Origin of the sequence: Methylocapsa sp. S129 (genome assembly GCF_009765995.1) — a bacterium.
Lineage (GTDB): Bacteria > Pseudomonadota > Alphaproteobacteria > Rhizobiales > Beijerinckiaceae > Roseiarcus.
Genome location: NZ_LMUI01000011.1, coordinates 641,329 through 659,106, shown reverse-complemented (window position 1 = coordinate 659,106; position 17,778 = coordinate 641,329). Strand labels below are relative to the sequence as shown.

General features: G+C 66.1%; 14 protein-coding genes. 3 read left to right on the top strand and 11 right to left on the bottom strand.

Features of this window, described 5'->3' with window-relative positions; all coding sequences use genetic code 11:
* Positions 1 to 6: 6 nt before the first annotated feature.
* The gene (aroB, locus tag GSQ90_RS05545) at positions 7 to 1,725 is read right to left on the bottom strand and encodes a 3-dehydroquinate synthase (protein WP_158813780.1); all 1,719 of its coding nucleotides are present in this window, start codon (positions 1,723 to 1,725) and stop codon (positions 7 to 9) included.
* A 247-nt stretch (positions 1,726 to 1,972) separates the two neighbouring features.
* On the opposite strand from aroB, the gene GSQ90_RS05540 reads away from it, so the two are divergent.
* Entirely contained in the window at positions 1,973 to 4,045 is a 2,073-nt protein-coding gene (locus GSQ90_RS05540) for an elongation factor G (RefSeq protein ID WP_158813779.1), read from the top strand.
* A gap of 32 nt (positions 4,046 to 4,077) precedes the next feature.
* Here GSQ90_RS05540 and GSQ90_RS05535 read toward each other — a convergent pair whose 3' ends face one another.
* From GSQ90_RS05535 to GSQ90_RS05525, 3 genes are read right to left on the bottom strand one after another with little or no spacing between them, the layout of a single operon-like run.
* The gene (locus GSQ90_RS05535; protein WP_158813778.1) at positions 4,078 to 5,763 is read right to left on the bottom strand and encodes an SDR family oxidoreductase; all 1,686 of its coding nucleotides are present in this window, start codon (positions 5,761 to 5,763) and stop codon (positions 4,078 to 4,080) included.
* Positions 5,760 to 6,242, bottom strand: a complete 483-nt coding sequence (locus GSQ90_RS05530) for a thiol-disulfide oxidoreductase DCC family protein (protein WP_158814243.1) — start codon at positions 6,240 to 6,242, stop codon at positions 5,760 to 5,762. The genes GSQ90_RS05535 and GSQ90_RS05530 overlap by 4 nt, the downstream gene beginning before the upstream one ends.
* 17 nt (positions 6,243 to 6,259) lie before the next feature.
* Positions 6,260 to 6,685: a DUF1330 domain-containing protein gene (locus GSQ90_RS05525; protein ID WP_158813777.1), complete on the bottom strand. Its 426-nt coding sequence runs from the start codon at positions 6,683 to 6,685 to the stop codon at positions 6,260 to 6,262.
* 289 nt (positions 6,686 to 6,974) lie between these two features.
* Here GSQ90_RS05525 and GSQ90_RS05520 point away from each other — a divergent pair, with 289 nt between their 5' ends.
* The gene (locus GSQ90_RS05520) at positions 6,975 to 7,982 is read left to right on the top strand and encodes a complex I NDUFA9 subunit family protein (protein ID WP_158813776.1); all 1,008 of its coding nucleotides are present in this window, start codon (positions 6,975 to 6,977) and stop codon (positions 7,980 to 7,982) included.
* 185 nt (positions 7,983 to 8,167) lie between these two features.
* Here GSQ90_RS05520 and GSQ90_RS05515 read toward each other — a convergent pair whose 3' ends face one another.
* The 6 genes from GSQ90_RS05515 to GSQ90_RS05490 all read right to left on the bottom strand — a co-directional run bounded on the left by GSQ90_RS05515 (position 8,168) and on the right by GSQ90_RS05490 (position 14,859).
* Positions 8,168 to 8,842 (bottom strand): sulfate transporter family protein, encoded by a 675-nt coding sequence (locus tag GSQ90_RS05515; protein WP_158813775.1) that lies wholly within the window; start codon positions 8,840 to 8,842, stop codon positions 8,168 to 8,170.
* A 31-nt stretch (positions 8,843 to 8,873) separates the two neighbouring features.
* On the bottom strand, positions 8,874 to 9,983 hold the full coding sequence (locus GSQ90_RS05510) for a glycosyltransferase family 2 protein (protein WP_158813774.1): 1,110 nt from the start codon (positions 9,981 to 9,983) through the stop codon (positions 8,874 to 8,876).
* Complete coding sequence (locus GSQ90_RS05505; RefSeq protein ID WP_158813773.1) at positions 9,980 to 11,557, bottom strand: glycosyltransferase family 39 protein; 1,578 nt, start codon at positions 11,555 to 11,557, stop codon at positions 9,980 to 9,982. Before GSQ90_RS05505 ends, GSQ90_RS05510 begins: the two co-directional genes overlap by 4 nt.
* A gap of 123 nt (positions 11,558 to 11,680) precedes the next feature.
* Positions 11,681 to 12,643 carry an alpha/beta fold hydrolase gene (locus GSQ90_RS05500; RefSeq protein ID WP_158813772.1) on the bottom strand — a complete coding sequence of 321 codons (963 nt, stop codon included), beginning with the start codon at positions 12,641 to 12,643 and terminating at the stop codon, positions 11,681 to 11,683.
* 66 nt (positions 12,644 to 12,709) lie between these two features.
* Positions 12,710 to 13,708, bottom strand: coding sequence for an ATP phosphoribosyltransferase (gene hisG, locus GSQ90_RS05495; protein WP_158813771.1), 999 nt, complete (start codon positions 13,706 to 13,708; stop codon positions 12,710 to 12,712).
* A complete protein-coding gene (locus GSQ90_RS05490) occupies positions 13,705 to 14,859 on the bottom strand; it encodes an ATP phosphoribosyltransferase regulatory subunit (RefSeq protein ID WP_246731420.1) in 1,155 nt (384 codons plus the stop codon). Before GSQ90_RS05490 ends, hisG begins: the two co-directional genes overlap by 4 nt.
* A gap of 139 nt (positions 14,860 to 14,998) precedes the next feature.
* Here GSQ90_RS05490 and GSQ90_RS05485 point away from each other — a divergent pair, with 139 nt between their 5' ends.
* The gene (locus tag GSQ90_RS05485) at positions 14,999 to 17,434 is read left to right on the top strand and encodes a DUF3772 domain-containing protein (protein WP_158813770.1); all 2,436 of its coding nucleotides are present in this window, start codon (positions 14,999 to 15,001) and stop codon (positions 17,432 to 17,434) included.
* Between the two features lie 18 nt (positions 17,435 to 17,452).
* On the opposite strand, the gene GSQ90_RS05480 is transcribed toward GSQ90_RS05485, so the two are convergent.
* Entirely contained in the window at positions 17,453 to 17,767 is a 315-nt protein-coding gene (locus tag GSQ90_RS05480; protein ID WP_158813769.1) for a hypothetical protein, read from the bottom strand.
* Positions 17,768 to 17,778 lie beyond the last annotated feature (11 nt).

Sequence of the window (17,778 nt, the reverse complement as noted above, 5' to 3'; positions counted from 1 at the left end):
GGCAGTTTACCCGTTGCGCGCAAGTTCGTCGCGGAGAAAGTCGCGCACCCGCGCTTCGTCGACGTCCTTGGCGATGAAGCTCTCGCCGATCCCCTTGGCGAGGATGAAGGTCAGGCGGCCGCGTTCGACCTTCTTGTCCTGGCGCATCGCCGCCAGAATCGCCTCTGGCTCTGCGTCCAGCCCGGCGATTTCGTGCATATGGGTCGGCAGGCCGACGGCGCGTAAATGATTCTCGACCCGCACGGCGTCCTGGCCGTTACAAAACCCGAGCGCACGCGAGAAGCGGAACGCGCAGGCCATGCCGATCGCCACCGCTTCGCCATGCACCAGGAGCGCGCCGTCATAATTCGTCATGCGCTCGAAAGCATGAGCGAAGGTGTGGCCCAGATTGAGCAAGGCCCGCTCGCCCTGTTCGGTTTCATCGGCGGCCACCACCGCCGCCTTGGCCGCACAGCTTGTCGCGACGGCGCGAAGACGCGCCGGGCCGCCCGCATAGACGTCGCGCCAATGCGCCTCCAGCCATTCGAAAAACGGGAGATCGCCGATCAACCCATATTTGACGGTTTCGGCATAGCCGGCGCGAAATTCGCGCTGGCTTAACGTGTCGAGCGCGCCGATGTCGGCCAGGACGAGCGAGGGTTGATGAAAAGCCCCCACAAGGTTCTTGCCATGGGGCGAATTAATCGCCGTCTTGCCGCCGACCGAGGAATCGACCTGCGCGAGCAGGGTCGTGGGAATCTGCACGAGACGCAGCCCACGCCGCACGCTGGCGGCGGCAAAGCCGGTCAGGTCGCCGATCACCCCGCCGCCGAACGCAATGACAAGATCGCGCCGTTCGATATGGGCGGCGAGCAGACCATCGCATACCTCGGCGAATCGCGCATAGGATTTCGAGGATTCGCCCGGCGGCACGACAATGGTCGACGACCGCAGCCCGGCCGCGGCGAGACTCGCGTTGAGCGCATCGAGATGCAGGGCGGCGACATTGCTGTCGGTGACGACGGCGCAATGGGCGCCGGGCGCAAGACGGGCGATATGTTCGCCCGCGCCGGCGATCAATCCGTCGCCGATCAATATCTTATAGGCGCGCACGCCGAGCGCGACCTCGACCTCATGAATCGCCGCCGCCGGCGCGGCGCCGTTGAGCGCGGCTGCGCGCGGGCTCGCCAGATGCGCGCCCAGAGCCGACATGATCGCCTCGACGACCGCGTCATGCGGCCCGTCGCGCGGTTCGATGGTCAGATCGGCCAGCCCATAGATAGGGCCGCGCTCCTGCAAAAGCCGGCGCAGGGTCTCCTCGGGATTATCGGTCTGCAGCAAGGGACGGTTCGATCTCTTGCGGACCCGGCGCATCAGCACGTCAAAATCAGGCTTCAGCCAGATTGAGACGCCCGATTGGGCGATCCGAGCCCTTGTCGCCTCATTCATGAAGGCGCCGCCGCCCGTGGCGAGCACTTTCTGCCCTTCGGTCAGCAGCCGCGCGACCACTTTGCGCTCGCCGTCGCGGAAATAGGATTCGCCGAAGCGCTCGAAAATCTCCGGCACCGTCATTTGCGCGCCCGCCTCGATCTCGCCGTCGGCGTCGACAAAGGGCAGATTGAGATGCGCCGCGAGGCGGCGGCCGACCGAGGTTTTGCCCGCTCCCATCATGCCGACGAGCACGATCGAGCGCCCGCCAAGGGCGGCGACCAGGGCTTCGCGATCGGGCGGCGCCAATTCCGTCATAACGTCCTTCAAAACCAGCCTGCGCGCGCCCAGAGCCGCCTTCTGCGGGCGCCGGCGTGCGAATTTTCGTTGTCCATACAACGTTACCGGGCGAATTGCGACAGGCGCCGATCCAGGGTCCAGCGGCCGCCGCCTCCGGCCAATTGGCGCCTTGCATCGGGCGGCCAGACTTGCAACCTTAAGCATCCAAGAGGCTTTGGCTGCGGATAGACGGCCACGCCCACCGCCAAAAGTTGGGAGGATCGTCATGGTCGGCTCCGCGGAAACAGGCGATAGAAGAATTGCGGGGCCGCGGCTGATCGCGCTCGTCGGCCCCTTTCAAAGCGGTAAGACCAGCCTTCTCGAAGCGATATTGGCGCGCGGCGGCGGCGCGCCGCGCCAGGGCTCGGTGCGCGAGGGCACCAGCATCGGCGATTCCAGTCCCGAGGCGCGCGCCCATGCGATGAGCGTCGAGCCCAATGTCGCCAGCATCGACTATATGGGCGACCGCTTCACCTTCTTCGATTGCCCCGGCTCGGTCGAGTTCATCCACGACATGCGCCACGCGCTGCCGGTTTGCGACGCGGCGATCGTGGTCTGCGAGGCCGACAGCCGCAAGGCGCCGGCGCTGCAGATCATCCTGCGCGAACTTGAGGAAATGCGCGTGCCGCGCATCCTGTTCCTTAACAAGATTGATCTGGCGAGCGCGGGCGTTCGCGAGACTTTGGCGATGCTGCAGCCGGCCTCGCGCACGCCGCTGCTACTGCGCCAGTTGCCAGTCTGGCAGCATGATGTGGCGATCGGCTTTGTCGATCTCGCTCTCGAACGGGCGTTCCTCTATCGCGAACATGCGCCTTCGACCATCATCGAGACGCCGGAAGGCGTCGCGCCGGACCATAAGGAGGCGCGCTATTCCATGCTGGAGCGGCTCGCCGATTACGACGATGCGCTGATGGAGCAATTGATCAGCGAAATCGAGCCGCCGCGCGATCGCGTGTTCGACGATCTCGCCAAGGAGCTACGCGGCGGCCATGTCGTGCCGCTACTGATGGGCTCGGCCGATCGCGGCCATGGCGTGACGAGGCTGCTGAAGGCGTTGCGGCACGAAGCGCCCGGCGTCGAGCAGACGCGCGAGCGGCTCGGGATTGCGCCGCAGGGCCCGGCGCTGGCGCAGGTCCTGCGCACCATTCACACCGGCCATGGCGGCAAATTGTCGCTCGCCCGTGTGCTGCGCGGCAGCTTCGCCGATGGAGCCAGCGTCGTCAGCGCCAGCAGCGCGGAGGAGCGCATCGCCGGGCTGGCGCGCCTGATGGGCGCGGCTTCAGCCAAAATCACGCGCGCCGAACAAGGCGAGACAATCGCCTTCGCCCGGCTGGAGCAGGTCGCGACCGGCGATCGTTTCACCGACGCGAAAAAGGCGCCGGAAGCCGCGATCGTCGCGGCGCCGCCCGCGCCGACCCAATCGATCGCCGTCCATGTGAAGGACCGCAAGGACGAAGTGCGGCTGGCCGCGGCTTTGTCCAAACTCTGCGACGAGGATTCCGCGCTGGTCCATTTTCACGATCAGGAATCGGGCGAGCTCAAGCTGCTGGGCCAGGGCGAGATGCATCTGCGCGTCACCATTGAGCGGCTCGCCGCCCGTTTCGGCGTGACGGTCGAATCGAAAAAGCCGTCCGTCGCCTATCGCGAAACCATCCGCGACGCCGTCTCGGTGCGCGGTCGGCACAAGAAGCAATCGGGCGGCCACGGCCAGTTTGGCGATGTGGCGGTCGACGTCGCGCCGCGCGCCCGCGGCGAAGGCTTCGCTTTCGCCGAGACCGTGCATGGCGGCACGGTGCCGCGCCAGTATTTCTCCTCCGTCGAGGCGGGCGCGCGCGACGCGATGACGCGCGGCCCCCTCGGCTTTCCCGTTGTCGACATCGCCGTCACTTTGACGGACGGTTCCTATCATTCGGTGGATTCGTCGGACATGGCGTTTCGCGCGGCGGCGAAAATCGCGCTCGGGGAAGCGCTGCCCAAGGCGCGCCCCGTCCTGCTGGAGCCGATCCTCGCCGTCTCGATTTTCGTGCCCGCCGACGCGATGGCGCGCGCCAGCGCTCTGGTCAGCGCCAGGCGCGGCCAGATCCTCGGTTTCGAGCCGCGCGAGGGATGGGACGGATGGGATGTGCTGAGCGCTTTGATCCCGGAGGCGGAAATCGGCGATCTGATCGTCGAATTGCGCTCGGCGACCTCAGGCGTCGGCGCTTTCGAGACGAAATTCGATCATCTGGCCGAACTGGCCGGCCGCACCGCCGAAGCGATCATCGCAGCAAGGCGGCAGACGCATGGGCCGGGCGTTTGAGCGCCCGGTCAAGACTCTGCGCGTACGAAGCTTTATTCCGGCGCGAGCCAGCCTTGGTAACGGACGATCATGCCGATCAACGGCGCGCGGATCGCGACATCGAAGCGGAAGCGGCCGTCCTGCTCGGTCTCGACGGCGTGACCGCGCGGGGCCAAAGCGATGGGCAGCGGAAGGCCAAATAACGCCCAACGACGCACGGCCAGCCGCAGACATCCGTCCCCCGTCAGCGCCGCCAGCCCGAATGTGAACGGGCCGAAGCTCTCGCACAGCAACCCTTCCCAACGCCCTGCTCCTTGCCATTGGCTTGAGCGCATAATTCTGCCCGCGAAGGTGCGCGTCCATGTCTCGACGCCATCGTTCGCTTCAAATCGCACGCTCGTCGGCGCGCCGCGCGCCGCCTTGGGAAAACCGAACAAGGCGGCGACGAGGCCGGCCAGCAATCCAGAGCCGCGCTCGATATCCGCTTCGCCCTGTGCGACGCGTCCGACAACGACCGTGTGCATCACGCGCAACGCGGCTGGCAAATCATCCCACGCCCCGGCGAGCATTCGCCGATAAAGCGGCGCGTCGGCCAATGCGCTGTCGTCGCGAATGGCGTGGCGAATCGCGTAGGGACGAAAGACGGCGTCGTAGTCGGCCAGCTCAAGTTCGCCCGTGGCCGCTCTTGCGCCAGCGGCTGGGCGCCTGCCGTCGAGTTCATTGCGCAGAATGGCGGCGATCGCCATCGAGGGAATTAAGGGGCCGTCGTCGCCTTCGGCCAACATGTGCCACGAGCGCCGCACCGCGCGGCCGGCATCGTCTGCGCCCTCGATCTCGACAAACATCCCGCCCCGATGCTCGCCCCAGCGCAACTTACCGAGGACTGCGTGGAACAATGGCGCAAGCGGCGCCAAGTTCGGCAGGAGCCGCAAGCGCGCCAGCCAGGCCAGAGCGATCAGCGCGCGGTGCAGGATTTCCGGGACAGGCGCCGCGCCAATCCAGATCGAACGCAGACCTGGCCAAAGCGGCGGCAGCGCACGCAGATCGGGAACGTCGACAAGCGAAAAGAGCCGACTTTCCAGCGACAGCATGCCGGGCGGCCGCACCGCGCGCCGCTTCGTCTCCGTCAGCCCATAGGCTTGTGTCTTCGCACCATCGCGCGTCAGCGTCACGGCCTGGCCGGCATAACTGGCGATGGCGCGGATCACATTGGGTCCGACCCGGGCGAAGGGCGAGGGCGCGATGCCGGCCTGGATCGTTTCGACCCGGGCGAGCCCTTCAGCCAGCCTGCGCACCACGGCCGCGGTGAGCACGGGAAAACTGCTGACGCCGCCGAGCGCATAAACGCCCTTCGCTCGGGCCGCCGCGTCAAAGGCGCCGATCCCCGCGACGAATTCTGAGGAATCGGCGAGATCCATGTAATCGGCGCCAAGCGCGATCGCAGCGCGGACCAGTTTATAAATGTCGCCGGAATAGGCCTGAAACGGCCCGCTGGCGTCGACCACCACGTCAGGTTTTATCGACGCAAGCTGCGCATCGACATCGCCGTCGCGGTCGAAGGCCAGGGCGATGCGCGGCGCCCCCGCCGGTAATGAATCAGAGAAGGTGCGCGCCTTGTCCAACGATCGCCCGGCAAGGATCAGCGTGACGCGCCTATCCGTGGCGAGCAATTGCGCGAGCCGACCGCCGAATACCCCATAGCCGCCCAGGATGAGTATTTTGCGCGGCGCCTCGCTCATGACAGGAAACGGTCCTCATAGCGGGGCGCCGATATCAGGCATTGGTCGCGGCGCCCAAACCAGCGCAGGCGGTTTCGGGCGACGATTTCATAAAGCCGATCGCGCAGAAGAACAGGTAAAAATCGCAAGACGCGCGCCGCCGACCACGGCGCGCCAAGACGCTCCAGCATGCGGATCGCGCTTTCGGATTTGAAAAACGCGGTCCCGTCCGCGATAAGAATATTGGTCTGATAGTCCTTTGGGTCCAACCCATAATGCCGATAAAGCGCCGTCCCGAGCGCGGTCTGAGCTGGCAACAGGCGAAAGGCCGCATCGCGGTCATGGCGCAGCACAAAACCCACCCAGTTTGAGCAAAGCGCGCAATGGCCGTCGAAGACGATGATCGGCCGATCGTCGGGGAAGGCGGGGACCGACGGGTCGCGGCGATAGGAATAGGGCTTCGGCGCCGGGATTTGCCGAAAACGCGGGACGCCATCCATGCCAGACAATGCGGATGTCACCCTTCTTCGCCGAACACCGCGCCCGGAATCGCCGGCGCCAGCCTGATCAGGCGGGAATCGGCGACGGCGGCCTGACGGTGCTTGACCGCCTCGCGATAGACGGGATCGCGGATCATTTCGATGAACGCCGCGCCGCTCGGATATTGCGCGATGAAGGCGATGTCCCAGACCTCCGTTTCGGGGCCAATCAGGGTGAGTTCCGGCCGGCCGATCCAGACCTGCTTGCCGCCGAGGCGGGTAAAGACGGGGCCGCTCTCCCGGGCATAGGCGCGGTAAGCGACGAGGCCGCTCGCCTTGCGCCCATCGGGATAGGCGGCTTCGGCGCGCAATCTGACGAGATTGAGCATGTGAATCGGCTGGTCGGTCGGCAAATCCTTGAACCGCCCGAAACTCTCTTTCGTCGGATCGATAGAACCGTTCATTTTCAATCCTCCGGCTTGGCCTTTGCTTATAGCGCCCTTCTCCCGCTTGCGGGAAAAGGTGGCCCGACGAAGTCGGGTCGGATGAGGGCGGGCGCCCTAGTCGCGACCCAACGTCGCATCCTCTTTCGCGCCATCACGCCGACAGGCCCTCATCCGTCATGCTCCGCATGACACCTTCTCCCGCTTGCGGGAGAAGGGGCGCCAAACCTGCCCGGACGCCCTATACATGCCGCCCCGCTTCGCTTATGCAAAAACCGCCTTTGAAGAATGTCCGCGGAGATGATCGCTCATGGCCCAATCCCCCTTTGTCGGCAAGCGCCTCGTCACTGTCTTTGGCGGGTCGGGCTTTATCGGGCGCTATGTCGTGCGCGCGCTGGCGCGGCGCGGCTGGCGCGTCCGCGTCGCCGTGCGCCGACCCGATCTTGCCGGCTTCCTGGCGCCGCTCGGCGATGTCGGCCAGATTCATGCGGTCCAGGCCAATCTGCGCTATCCCGCCTCGATCGCTTCCGCGCTGATCGGCGCCGACGCCGCGATCAATCTGGCCGGCATCCAGCACCAGTCCGGCCGGCAGAATTTCGAGGCGGTGCATGTGTTCGGCGCCCGCGCCATCGCCCGCGCGGCGATCGCGGAGGGCGTCAGCGTCCTCGTGCATGGCTCGGGCATCGGCGCCGATGCCGATTCGCCCTCGGCCTATATTGCGAGCAAGGGACGCGGCGAAGCGGCTTTGCGCGAGGTTTTCCCGGGTGCGGTCATCCTGCGCCCTTCCGTCGTTTTCGGTCCCGAAGACGATTTCCTCAATCGTTTCGCGCTGCTGGCGCGCTATATGCCGGCCCTGCCGCTGTTCGGCGGCGGCGCGACAAAAATGCAGCCGGTCTACGTCGGCGACATCGCCGAGGCTGCGGCGCTCACCGTCGAGGGCCACGTCAAGCCGGGTGGGACTTACGAGTTCGGCGGACCCGAGGCCATGACTTTGCGTGAGATCGTCGAATTTGTCTGCCGCACGACCGATCGCCGCCGCGCGCTCGTTCCCGTGCCCTTCGGCGTCGCCAGTTTGATGGCGAGGAGCACCGAGATCGCCAGCGCGCTGTCGCTAGGCATGTTCCCCGCCGCGCTCACCACGACCCGCGATCAGATCGAACTGCTGCGCCACGACAATCTCGTATCGCCCGAGGCGGTCGCCGACGGACGCGACTTCCGCGGGCTCGGGATCATCGCGCAGGGCGTCGAGGCGATCGCGCCGGCCTATCTCTATCGCTTCCGCAAGACCGGCCAATATGCGGGCGCCGGCTTGGCTTGAGGCGGTTTAGCGAAACGGATTGCGGCGTCATCGGCAACGCTCGCAACTCTCGCACGTCATGGCCGGGCTTGTCCCGGCCATCCACGCGGCGCCGATGCAAATAGCTTTCAAAGTTAGCGATGCGCGGATCGGCGTGGATGGCCGGGACAAGCCCGGCCATGACGAAGAGTCGGTGTTTCTCGCGCTCAGCTTAGGCCAGCCTCGCCGCCCGCCAGCCGCTTGTGCATGCGCGTCATGAAAGCCGTCGCAAAGAGCGGCGTGCAGAGATTGAGGATCGGAATCGCCACGAAGCCGGCGATGATAAGGCCGGCGAGAAAGATGCGCAGCTCAAAGCGGTTGCGCATCGCCCGCGCCTCGACAGGCGTATGGTATCGCATGGCGGCGAGTTCAAAATATTCGCGCCCGAGCAGATAGCCGTTGGCGCCGAGGAACGCGACGACATTGACGACCGGCGCGAACAGCAGCGCCAAAGCGATGAGATTGACGAGGATCGACAGGCCGGCGAAGCGCAGCGCAAAAATCGCCGCGGCGCCCGCCGGTATTGGTTTGCCCGGCGCGCCCGCCGGATCGATCGTGCGCTCGACGATGGCCGCCATATCGTCAAGGAAAAAGCCCGCCACCAGCGAGGTGACCGGCGCGATGAGAAACACCAGTCCGACCACCAGCCCGAGCCCGACGATGACCGCAAGAATCGTCGCCAGCCAGCCCGTCTCGACATGGATGAAATAGGCGGCCAGACGATCGAGCCCAAGCCAGATCACGATCAGCAGTCCGATCGTCAGGCCTAGCGACTTCAGCAAGGTCGCGCGGAACGGCGGCGTGAAAATCTGCGCGAAAGCGTCGATGGCGTCGTTGATCATCGCGCAGTCATAATCACAAGCCCCGCCCGCGTCATCCGCTTCGGCGCCCACGCCAGACGAAAGACGTGCTCACCGCATAGTTCCAGACGACGCCGACCAGCGCGCCCGCAAAACCGGCGACCCACCAGATATGGTCGAAATCGAACAACCAGGATGCGATGTCGATATTGACGACGACGCCGACGCTGCACACAAGCGCGAACAGCAGCAGGCCGCTAAGAATGCTCCAGCCGCGATAGCGATATTCGCGATAGGTGACCTCGTTGTTCAGCAGAAAATTGCTCGTCATCGCCGCGATCGTCGCCACAAGCTGATCGGCGCTGAAACTGGGCAGCGCCGCGGCTGCGATGAGCGCTTTCAAAATGCTCAAATGCACCACCAGCCCGAGCCCGCCGACCGCGGCGAACAGCACGAAGCGGATGGGCAGGATTCCAGCGCTGGCGTGATGGACGATGAGGCCGAGGAAATCCATCGCGACCAGAGGCGAGAGCTTGGATTCGCCGGCCCGCCGTTTGCGGAAGACATAGGGCGTCTCGACGATGCGCAAACCCGGCGGCGCGCACAGCAGGATGTCGGCGAGGATCTTGAAGCCGTCGGAAGACAGCCGCGGCGCGATTTCTCCGACAATCGCGCGTCGGATCATGAAAAAGCCGCTCATCGGATCGGAGACGCTCAGGCCGGAAACGCGCTTGAAGAACCAGGCGCCGGCGTCGCTCAGCTTTTGCCGCGTCGGCGAAAGGCCGCGCTCGCCGGCCTGTTTGTCGACCCGCACGCCGATCGCCAGATCGGCGGCGCCAGCGGTCAGGGCGGCGGCCATCGCCGGCAGGATCGCTTCATCGTGCTGCAGGTCGCCGTCGATAACAGCGACAAATTCAGCGCTCGACGAAAGAATGCCCTCGATCACCGCGCCGGCGAGGCCGAGCCGCTTGACGCGCCTGATGCAGCGCAGCCGCGGATCGCGCGCCGCCAAGCCGAAGGCGATGTCGGCGGTGCCGTCGGGCGAATCGTCGTCGACGACGATCATCTCCCATGCGAGATCGGCCAGAACAGCCTTGAGCCGCTCGAACAAAACCGGGACGTTGGCGGCCTCGCGATAGGTCGGGACAATCACCGAAAGAATCGGCGCCGCGCGGTCGTTCATGGCAGCGCCTTGGGTGATGGGCTTGAGGCAGCCTGTCGCGGATAGGGCAAGGGGAAGGGGCGCGTCAAGCCATGCGCGGGGATTAACGCCAGATCGATCTCATCGGCGCCCGAGCGCCCAAGCGTCACATTTTGCGGATCGCCCAGACTGGCGAAGAAAGGCTGGAGCGACGCCTCGACGGAGGCGAGCCTGTTTTGTGGGACGATGACGACCGCGTCCTTGCCAAGAAAACGAGCGGAATCATCGAGAAAGGCCATGCCGCGCGGATCGTCGGAAGCGACGATCACCGGCATACGCGGCCCCAGCGCCAAAGCGATCTTGCCGCCCTCGGACCATTTGGCTGAAACCACGAAGGCCGGCGCCGTGTCCGCATTGAACAGCGGCGATGCGGCAAGAGGCGCCCAGTTCAGCGCCTCCAGCGTCGGATCGACGGCGCCGCGCGGCAGCGGGAGCGCCCGAGTGATCCAACCCGTCGCGGCCTGCGAGACCAGCGCCGCTGTGATGATGCCAAGCAGCGCGGCCGATGCGATCGCCCAATTCCGCGCATTGAAGCGCCTCGCCCAGCCTTCGACGAACCAGGCGCCGAGCAGCGGATAGACGAAGAACCAGCCCGGCATCGACCAATGCGGCAATCCCTTCGCGCCCCACAATGGCGTCAGGCTGAACAGCGCGATGGCGGGCAATGACAGACATAGAAGAAACAGCCGGCGCTCGTCGCGCCGCGCCAGCCGCGCCGCGGCGATCAACGCGCCGGCCAAGGGAATGAAAATCCATGGCGTGATCCATAGGATCTGCCCCAGGATCATCGCGCCGACCTGGACCGGGCGCCAATGCGCGCCAGGCGCGCCGCGCACGCCCTGGAAGGCGAAAGAAATCCATTGATTCTCTTCGTTCCAGACGATGACGGGCGAGACGATGACGACGCACAGTAGCGCCGCCAGATAGGGCGCGGGATGCGCGAACCATCGGCGCTGGCGCGGCGACAGCGCGATGAAGGCGACAAGCCCGAAGGCGAACAAGACCGCGCTATATTTCGACAGGCCTGCAAGGCCGAGCCAGAATCCGCCCGCCAGCCAAAGACGCCGGACCGCGTCTGACTCAAGCTCGTCAAAAAACAAGCTGACGAAAACGATGGCGGCGGCGGCGAGCGCGAACAACAGCGGGCCGTCCGGCACGATCCAGCCGCCCGCCGAAACAAGAAAAAACGCCGAGGCGTTGAGACCGAACACAGCCCAAACGCCCGCGCGCGCGCCAAACAGCTTGCGCGTCAGGACGAACATCAGCCAGCCGGTTCCCGCGAACAGAGCGATGAACGGTAGGCGCATCGACGGCCCTTCGCCCAGAAGCAGCGCGGAGAAATGGGCGAGCCATTGATGCAGCGGCGGATGATCGAAATAGGAGAGGCTGAGGCGACGCGAGATCGCGATCGTATAGGCCTCGTCGATCCCAAAGCCGAGGCTATAGGCGAGCGCGACGCGGGCAAGCGCAAAGGCGACGATGAGCGCCAGCGCCGCGCGCGCGCAGGCGGCGTCCTCGTCCGGTACAGCCGTCCCGATGGACAGGTTCTCGCGCATCGCGGCGACGCTAATCGCCCAGCGCGCGAAGAGCGAGCGGGACCGCTTTTGTGAAATCCTCGTCACTCAAACGCGGCTGCATCGCCTGCCCCTGTCTGAAAACGCGAACGCTTCGGCGCGCGCCTAGCGGCGCGCCGCGCGCTCCCCTTCGACGCCTGGAATGAACTTGTCGAACGCCGCCCAGAACTGGTCGCGCAGGGCGTCGCGCTCGACGAGGATTTCGTGTTCGGCGCCGTCGATCATGATCAGCCGTCCAGAGCGCAACCGACTGGCGAAACGTTCGATGGCGTGCAGATCGACGACCCTGTCGGCGCTGGAGCCGACGATCAGCATGGGCGGCCCCAGGATCTGGCGCGCATAATCGGGATCCTCGAAACGCCTCCACAGGCGAAACGCGGCATGCGCCCAGCCGATCGTCCACCAGCCGAGCCCGAGTTCGGGCGCCGCGGCCAGAACGCTTGCCGACCGCGCATAGCGAACGGGATCCGAGGTCAGAACATTGTTCTTGAAGGGCATGGTCATCACGCTCGCCCCGCGCCCGCCCGGCGCAAAGGCGCCGCCGAAGCCGAGCGTGTCGAGAATCTCCACGAGCGTATGCGCGACGCGCGGATAGGTGAGGCCGGCGGGGCCGATCATCGGCGCCGTCAGCACGACCCGCTCGAACGGAGAGCGGCCGGCATGGGCGATGGAAAGCATGATCGCCCCGCCCATCGAATGGCACAGTCCGAACCATGGCTGCGGACAGGAGGGCCCGAGCACATCGTCGACCAAGGCGCCAAGATCGCGCTCGAACAGCGAGAAATCGTCGATGTGGCCCTTGCGCGGATTCTTCAACTGGCGCGTCGAGCCGCCCTGCCCGCGCCAGTCCATTGTCGCCACGGCGAAGCCGCGCGCCAGCAATTGCCCAATCAGCTCGAAATATTTCTCGATGAATTCCGAGCGGCCCTGCAGAATCGCCACCGTGCCGCGCACAGCCGTCTGCGGAACCCAGCGCGCGGTGCGCAACTGGACGCCATCGACCGCCCGCGCCATGGCGACGCTGGCGCCGGGCGGGATCGGATTGTCGGGAGTTGAAACGAGATGCATGCATGCGCTCGGGAAATGCCAGCGCGCCTTATAGGGCATTTTCCCGATAAGGCGAGGCGGCCGCCCTCAAGGCCCGATCGCGGCCTCCAGCGCCTCATAAAGCGCATTCTTCGCGCTGAACACATGTTCGAGCGCGCTGACGCTGACACGGTCGGCGCCTTGCGCGAGCAGCCAGTCGGCGAGTTCGGCGACCTTGCTCCTGGGCGCGTGCAACACGACGAGCCTATGCGCATCGGCGTCCTCGCCGAAGGCGGGGCGGGCGCCGAACATCGTCCCGGCCGATTCGACGATTCCCTGCGCGGAGCCCGGCAGGCGCGCCCGCACTTCGCGCGATTGACGCGCCTCTTCGGCCGCCGCGATCCGCATCAGCAATGCGCGCGCCGTTTGCCGCACGGCGGGGCTCCAGTTGGCGCCGAGCGAAGCGACCAGATTGGCCTGCGAGCGCAGAATCACCCCATTGTCGAGAATCTTGAGCCCATTGGCGGCGAGCGTCGCGCCTGTTGTCGTGATGTCGACGATCAGTTCGGCGCCGCCCGCCGCCGGCGCGCCCTCCGTGGCGCCCAGGCTCTCGACGATGCGATAATCGCCGACGCCATGGTCGGCGAAAAAGCGGCGCGTCAGATTGACGTATTTGGTGGCGACGCGCATGCGCTGGCCGCGCCGGATATGAAAGCTCGCCGCAACATCTTCGAGATCAGCCATGTTGCGCACGTCGATCCAGGCCTGCGGCGCGGCGACGACGACATTGGCGCGGCCGAAGCCGAGCGGCGCCAGCAGCAACAGGCGCTTGTCGGCGTCCGCCACCTGCTCGCGCACAAGGTCCTCGCCCGTCACGCCAAAATGCGCGCCGCCGGCCGCCAATTGCCCGACGATTTCCGAAGCCGACAAAAAGGCGACTTCGGCGCCCGGCAGCCCGGCGATCGCGCCGCGATAATCGCGCGCGCCGCGCCCCTGCACGAATTCGAGGCCGGCGCTGGCGAAAAACGCCGCCGCGTTTTCCTGCAACCTTCCCTTGGAGGGCACGGCGACGACCAGCGGCGCTTCGGCGTTCTGAGGCGCGTTCATGAGGCCGCTCCCGCGGCGGACGGAACGGCAAGACGATCGATCCAGATCGCCGCGCCCACAGCGGGAATGTCGATGGGCGATCCCAGCCGTTTGGCGAGGCCGTCGTAGCGCCCGCCGCCGACGGCCGGCCGGCCGTCGGCGCGGGCGGGATCGACCGCCTCGAAGACAAAGCCGGTGTAATAATCGAGATCGCGCACGAAGGCCGCAGAAAACGTATAATCCTCGACCAGCATGCCGCGCGCGGCGAGAAAGCCGATGCGCTGATCGAACGAATCGAGCGCGGCGCCAATATCGAGCTGCGCGTCGGTGGCGAGCTTGCGCAAGAGATGCGAAGCGGCGTCGGGATGGCCTGAGATATCGAGGAAGCGCTGCAGAATGGCGCGCTTTTCGGCGGGCGCGGAGCCCGAGCGCGCCGCCGCCTGATCGAGAAAGCGGTCGGCGATCTCGCCGGCGCTGCGGCCGCCGCCTTTAGCGATGCCGGCGATGGCGAGGAGATCTTCCACTAGCGCCTTGGCTCCGGCGTGATCGGCGCGCTCCAGCGCCGCCAGAACGCCCGACTGGCTGCCTGAGCCATTGCCCGCTTCGTCAAGGATTGCGCCGAGTGAGCGGCCGCGCGCCAGCCCCCGACGCAGCCGCCGCAGCCAGACATCGGGCAGGTCGAGCGCATGCAGCGCCTGATCGAAGAGATGCGCGTCGCCAAGCTTGACGTTCAACGCGCCCGCGCCCGCCGTCTGCGCCGCTTCCATCGCGACGGCGAAGATTTCGGCGTCGGCGGCCTCGGCGTCGCGCCGCCCGTAGCTCTCAAGGCCGCTTTGCGTGAATTGACCGATCTGGCCGGGACGCGCGCGGAAAACCGGACCGAGATAGGAATATTGCGCCTCCCGCCCCGCGTTGCCGGAGGCGAGATAGGTCAGGCAAACGGGGATCGTATAGTCGGGCCGCAGGCAAAGCTCGGCGCCATCGGCGTCGCTGGTCAGGTACAGGCGGCCCCTGATGTCTTCGCCCGACATATCGAGAAAGACCGCGGCCGGCTGCAGGATGGCCGGCTCGATGCGGGCAAAGCCCGCCTCCAGCAGACGGTCGAGCGCCAGCGTTCCAGCGTCGCCGCCGGCCGTTTCCTTGCCAAGCTTGTCGGCGGGGACCTGATTCACGGTTAATTTTCTCTATTTTCGTCGATTTCGCTCAATTTGTAGCTTCTCTAGCAAAGCCGGGGGGCGAGCGCAGCCCTTTTCCCGCTCCAAGGTGAATGACCCTGCCGCCGCAGCAAGGCGTTGCAGCCACAGCGCGGCCATGTTCGGATGGGAAAGGAGCCGCCCTGCCCGAATCGCGGCAAAACGCGTACTAGAAGGAAAGCACGCTCTGCATCGCTTCGGCGCCCCCTTTCTCGCTCTTTTTGCGCTCTTCGGGCTCGCTTTTTCTGGCGCGGCCCATGCGCAGGACACGCCGCGCCAGCGTCTCGACTCGGTTCGCGCCACGCTTGTCGAGATCGACGCCGCTTTCAAGAATCCCAGCCTGTCGGACAGCGACCTGCAGCGCCTGCGCGCCGACAATGATCCGCTGGCGAGCGAGGTCCAGGCCGTCATCGCCGAACTGACGCCCAAGCTCGAAGCCTCGGTCAAGCGCCTGACCGAACTCACGCCCAAATCGAAGGACAAGGCGCCCGAGGCGGATGCGGTCACTGGCGAGCTCGCCGCCGAGGAGAAGATCCACGACGATCTCGACGCCGATCTGCGCAGCGCCCGCGCGCTCGCCTTACAGGTCGACGACAATAATGCGCGCATCGGCGCGGCGCGGCGCGCGCTGTTCGCCCAACAGACCTTTGAACGTTCCTCGAGCATTCTCAGCCCGCTTCTTTGGGTGACCGTCATCCGCGAGGCGCCCGGCGACGTCGCGACGCTCGGCGGCTTGCTCTACGACTGGTTGAGCGGCGTCGCGAGCCGGCTGACCCGCCTGCAGACGCTCAGCCTGCTCGGCCTCTTGATCGCTTTTGGCGCGCTCGCCGCGCCGGTCCGCTGGGTGGCGCAGCGCGTCATTGCGCGCGATCCGGACGCTGCCGCGCCGAGCAAGTTGCGGCGGGCGTTCGCCGCGATCTGGACTGCGCTTGTGCTGGGCGGCATCCCCTTGCTCGGGCTCGTGGCCGTCGCCTATGCGCTCGATGCGTTCGATCTATCCGATCCGCGCCTGCAGGGCGTGCAGGACGCCATTCTCGACGGCCTGAAATTGCTGTTTATCACCAACGCTCTGGTGCGCGGCCTGCTGGCGCCTGGCCAGCCCGCATGGCGCCTGGTCGCGATCGCAGACCGGGTCGTTCCGCAAGTCTATAGCTTCTGGATGAGCGTGGCGGCGGTTGTCGCGATCGAAAAGCTGCTGGAGACGGCCGCCGACGCGATCGGCGCTTCGCTCAGCATGACGGTCGCCGCGCGCGCGCTCGGCGCGGCGCTGGTGGTGGTTTTCAGCGGGCGGTTGTTGCGCACGACCGCCGTCCCCGCCGCATCGGCCGCCGCGCCGCCGCGCGACGGCTGGGCCCCGGTGCGCACCTTGTTCTGGCTGCTGGGCGTCGTGCTCCTGGGCGCGATTCTCATCGGCTATATCGCCTTTGCGACCTTCATCGTCGCGCAGATGATCTGGGTCGCGGGCGTCGGAACCGCGATCTATCTCGTCAACGTCGTCGTCGACGAAGGCACGGAAGCGGGCCTGCAGCCCAATGCCGCGATCGGCCGCGGCCTGATGTCGGTGGCGGGCCTGGGGCGCGAGGCGCTCGAACAGATCGGCGTGCTGATCGAGGGCGCCGCGCGCGTCGCGCTGGTCGTCACCGGAATCCTGCTGGTGCTGGCGCCCTGGGGCATTCAATCCCAGGACATGTTCGGCAGCCTGCGCGCCGCCTATTTCGGCTTCCGCGTCGGCAATGTCACGATTTCGGTGTCCTCCATACTCGCCGCGGCCGCCGTTCTCATCTTTGGCGTTCTCATCACGCGCGCCGTGCAGGGCTGGCTCGCCTCCAAGCTGCTGCCGCGCACCCGGCTGGATTCAGGGATACGCAATTCGATCAAGACGATTTTCGGCTATGTCGGCTTCGTCTTCGCTCTGGTGCTCGGCTGTGCGCAGCTTGGCCTCAGTTTCCAAAATCTGGCGATCGTGGCGGGCGCGCTCGGCGTCGGTATCGGCTTTGGCCTGCAGTCGATCGTCAATAATTTCCTGTCCGGCTTGATCTTGCTCTGGGAGCGCGGCGTCAGGGTTGGCGACTGGGTGGTGATCGGCGCCGAACAGGGTTTCGTGCGGCGCATCAACGCGCGCGCCACGGAAGTGGAGACCTTCGATCGCGCGACGCTGATTGTGCCCAACGCCACGCTCGTGTCGGGCGTCGTCAAGAACTGGGTGCATAGCGACCGGGTCGGACGCATCATCATCTGCCTCAACGTCGCCTTCGACAATGACGCCGACGCGGTGCGCGAAATTCTCATCGCGGTCGCCAAGGCCCAGGAGCTCGTCCTCTCGATCCCCGCGCCGCTCGTGCTGTTCAGCGAATTTGCCGACTGGGCGCTGAAATTTCAACTGATCTGCTTTGTCGACGAAGTCGAAATGGCCGAGCGCGTGAAGAGCGAAATGCATTTCGACCTGCTGCGCCGGCTGAAGGAAGCGGGCGTGCGCCTCGCCTATCCCTATCCGACGCCGCCTCCGGCGCCCAAACCTGAAGGCGCCGGTCCGCCCGGAAGCGGCGGCGGATAGGAGATTGCGCGATCGGCGTCAGGGGACGAAGATGACTTTCCCCCCCTTGCCGATCGCGAACGGCCCGAACGTGCTTGGCCCCTGCGGCGTGTCAACCAATTCATAGGGATAGCGATAGAAGCGATCGGCCGACGGCAGCACGGGAAAGGCGGTCGCCGAAAGCTTGGGTTGCGCGAAAATAACCGCCGTCGCGCGCGCCGACTGCGCCAGGCCGGGATTGACGCAGTCGCCAGCCGCAGTCCGTCCCTCCGGACACATGACTTGCGCGCTCACGACGCCGGCCGGTGAAATCGCCGAGATGGCCAACAGAAGTCCGGCCCATGACATGCGCATCTTTCGCTCCT

Excerpts from the sequence above, each read along its gene's own strand:
- GSQ90_RS05510 (WP_158813774.1), bottom strand. The coding sequence starts at position 9,983 with ATGAACGACCGCGCGGCGCCGATTCTTTCGGTGATTGTCCCGACCTAT.
- GSQ90_RS05530 (WP_158814243.1), bottom strand. The coding sequence starts at position 6,242 with ATGGATGGCGTCCCGCGTTTTCGGCAAATCCCGGCGCCGAAGCCCTAT.
- GSQ90_RS05515 (WP_158813775.1), bottom strand. The coding sequence starts at position 8,842 with ATGATCAACGACGCCATCGACGCTTTCGCGCAGATTTTCACGCCGCCG.
- GSQ90_RS05520 (WP_158813776.1), top strand. The coding sequence starts at position 6,975 with ATGGCCCAATCCCCCTTTGTCGGCAAGCGCCTCGTCACTGTCTTTGGC.
- GSQ90_RS05535 (WP_158813778.1), bottom strand. The coding sequence starts at position 5,763 with ATGAGCGAGGCGCCGCGCAAAATACTCATCCTGGGCGGCTATGGGGTA.
- GSQ90_RS05500 (WP_158813772.1), bottom strand. The coding sequence starts at position 12,643 with ATGCATCTCGTTTCAACTCCCGACAATCCGATCCCGCCCGGCGCCAGC.
- GSQ90_RS05480 (WP_158813769.1), bottom strand. The coding sequence starts at position 17,767 with ATGCGCATGTCATGGGCCGGACTTCTGTTGGCCATCTCGGCGATTTCA.
- aroB (WP_158813780.1), bottom strand. The coding sequence starts at position 1,725 with ATGACGGAATTGGCGCCGCCCGATCGCGAAGCCCTGGTCGCCGCCCTT.
- GSQ90_RS05505 (WP_158813773.1), bottom strand. The coding sequence starts at position 11,557 with ATGCGCGAGAACCTGTCCATCGGGACGGCTGTACCGGACGAGGACGCC.
- GSQ90_RS05540 (WP_158813779.1), top strand. The coding sequence starts at position 1,973 with ATGGTCGGCTCCGCGGAAACAGGCGATAGAAGAATTGCGGGGCCGCGG.
- hisG (WP_158813771.1), bottom strand. The coding sequence starts at position 13,708 with ATGAACGCGCCTCAGAACGCCGAAGCGCCGCTGGTCGTCGCCGTGCCC.
- GSQ90_RS05485 (WP_158813770.1), top strand. The coding sequence starts at position 14,999 with ATGTTCGGATGGGAAAGGAGCCGCCCTGCCCGAATCGCGGCAAAACGC.
- GSQ90_RS05525 (WP_158813777.1), bottom strand. The coding sequence starts at position 6,685 with ATGAACGGTTCTATCGATCCGACGAAAGAGAGTTTCGGGCGGTTCAAG.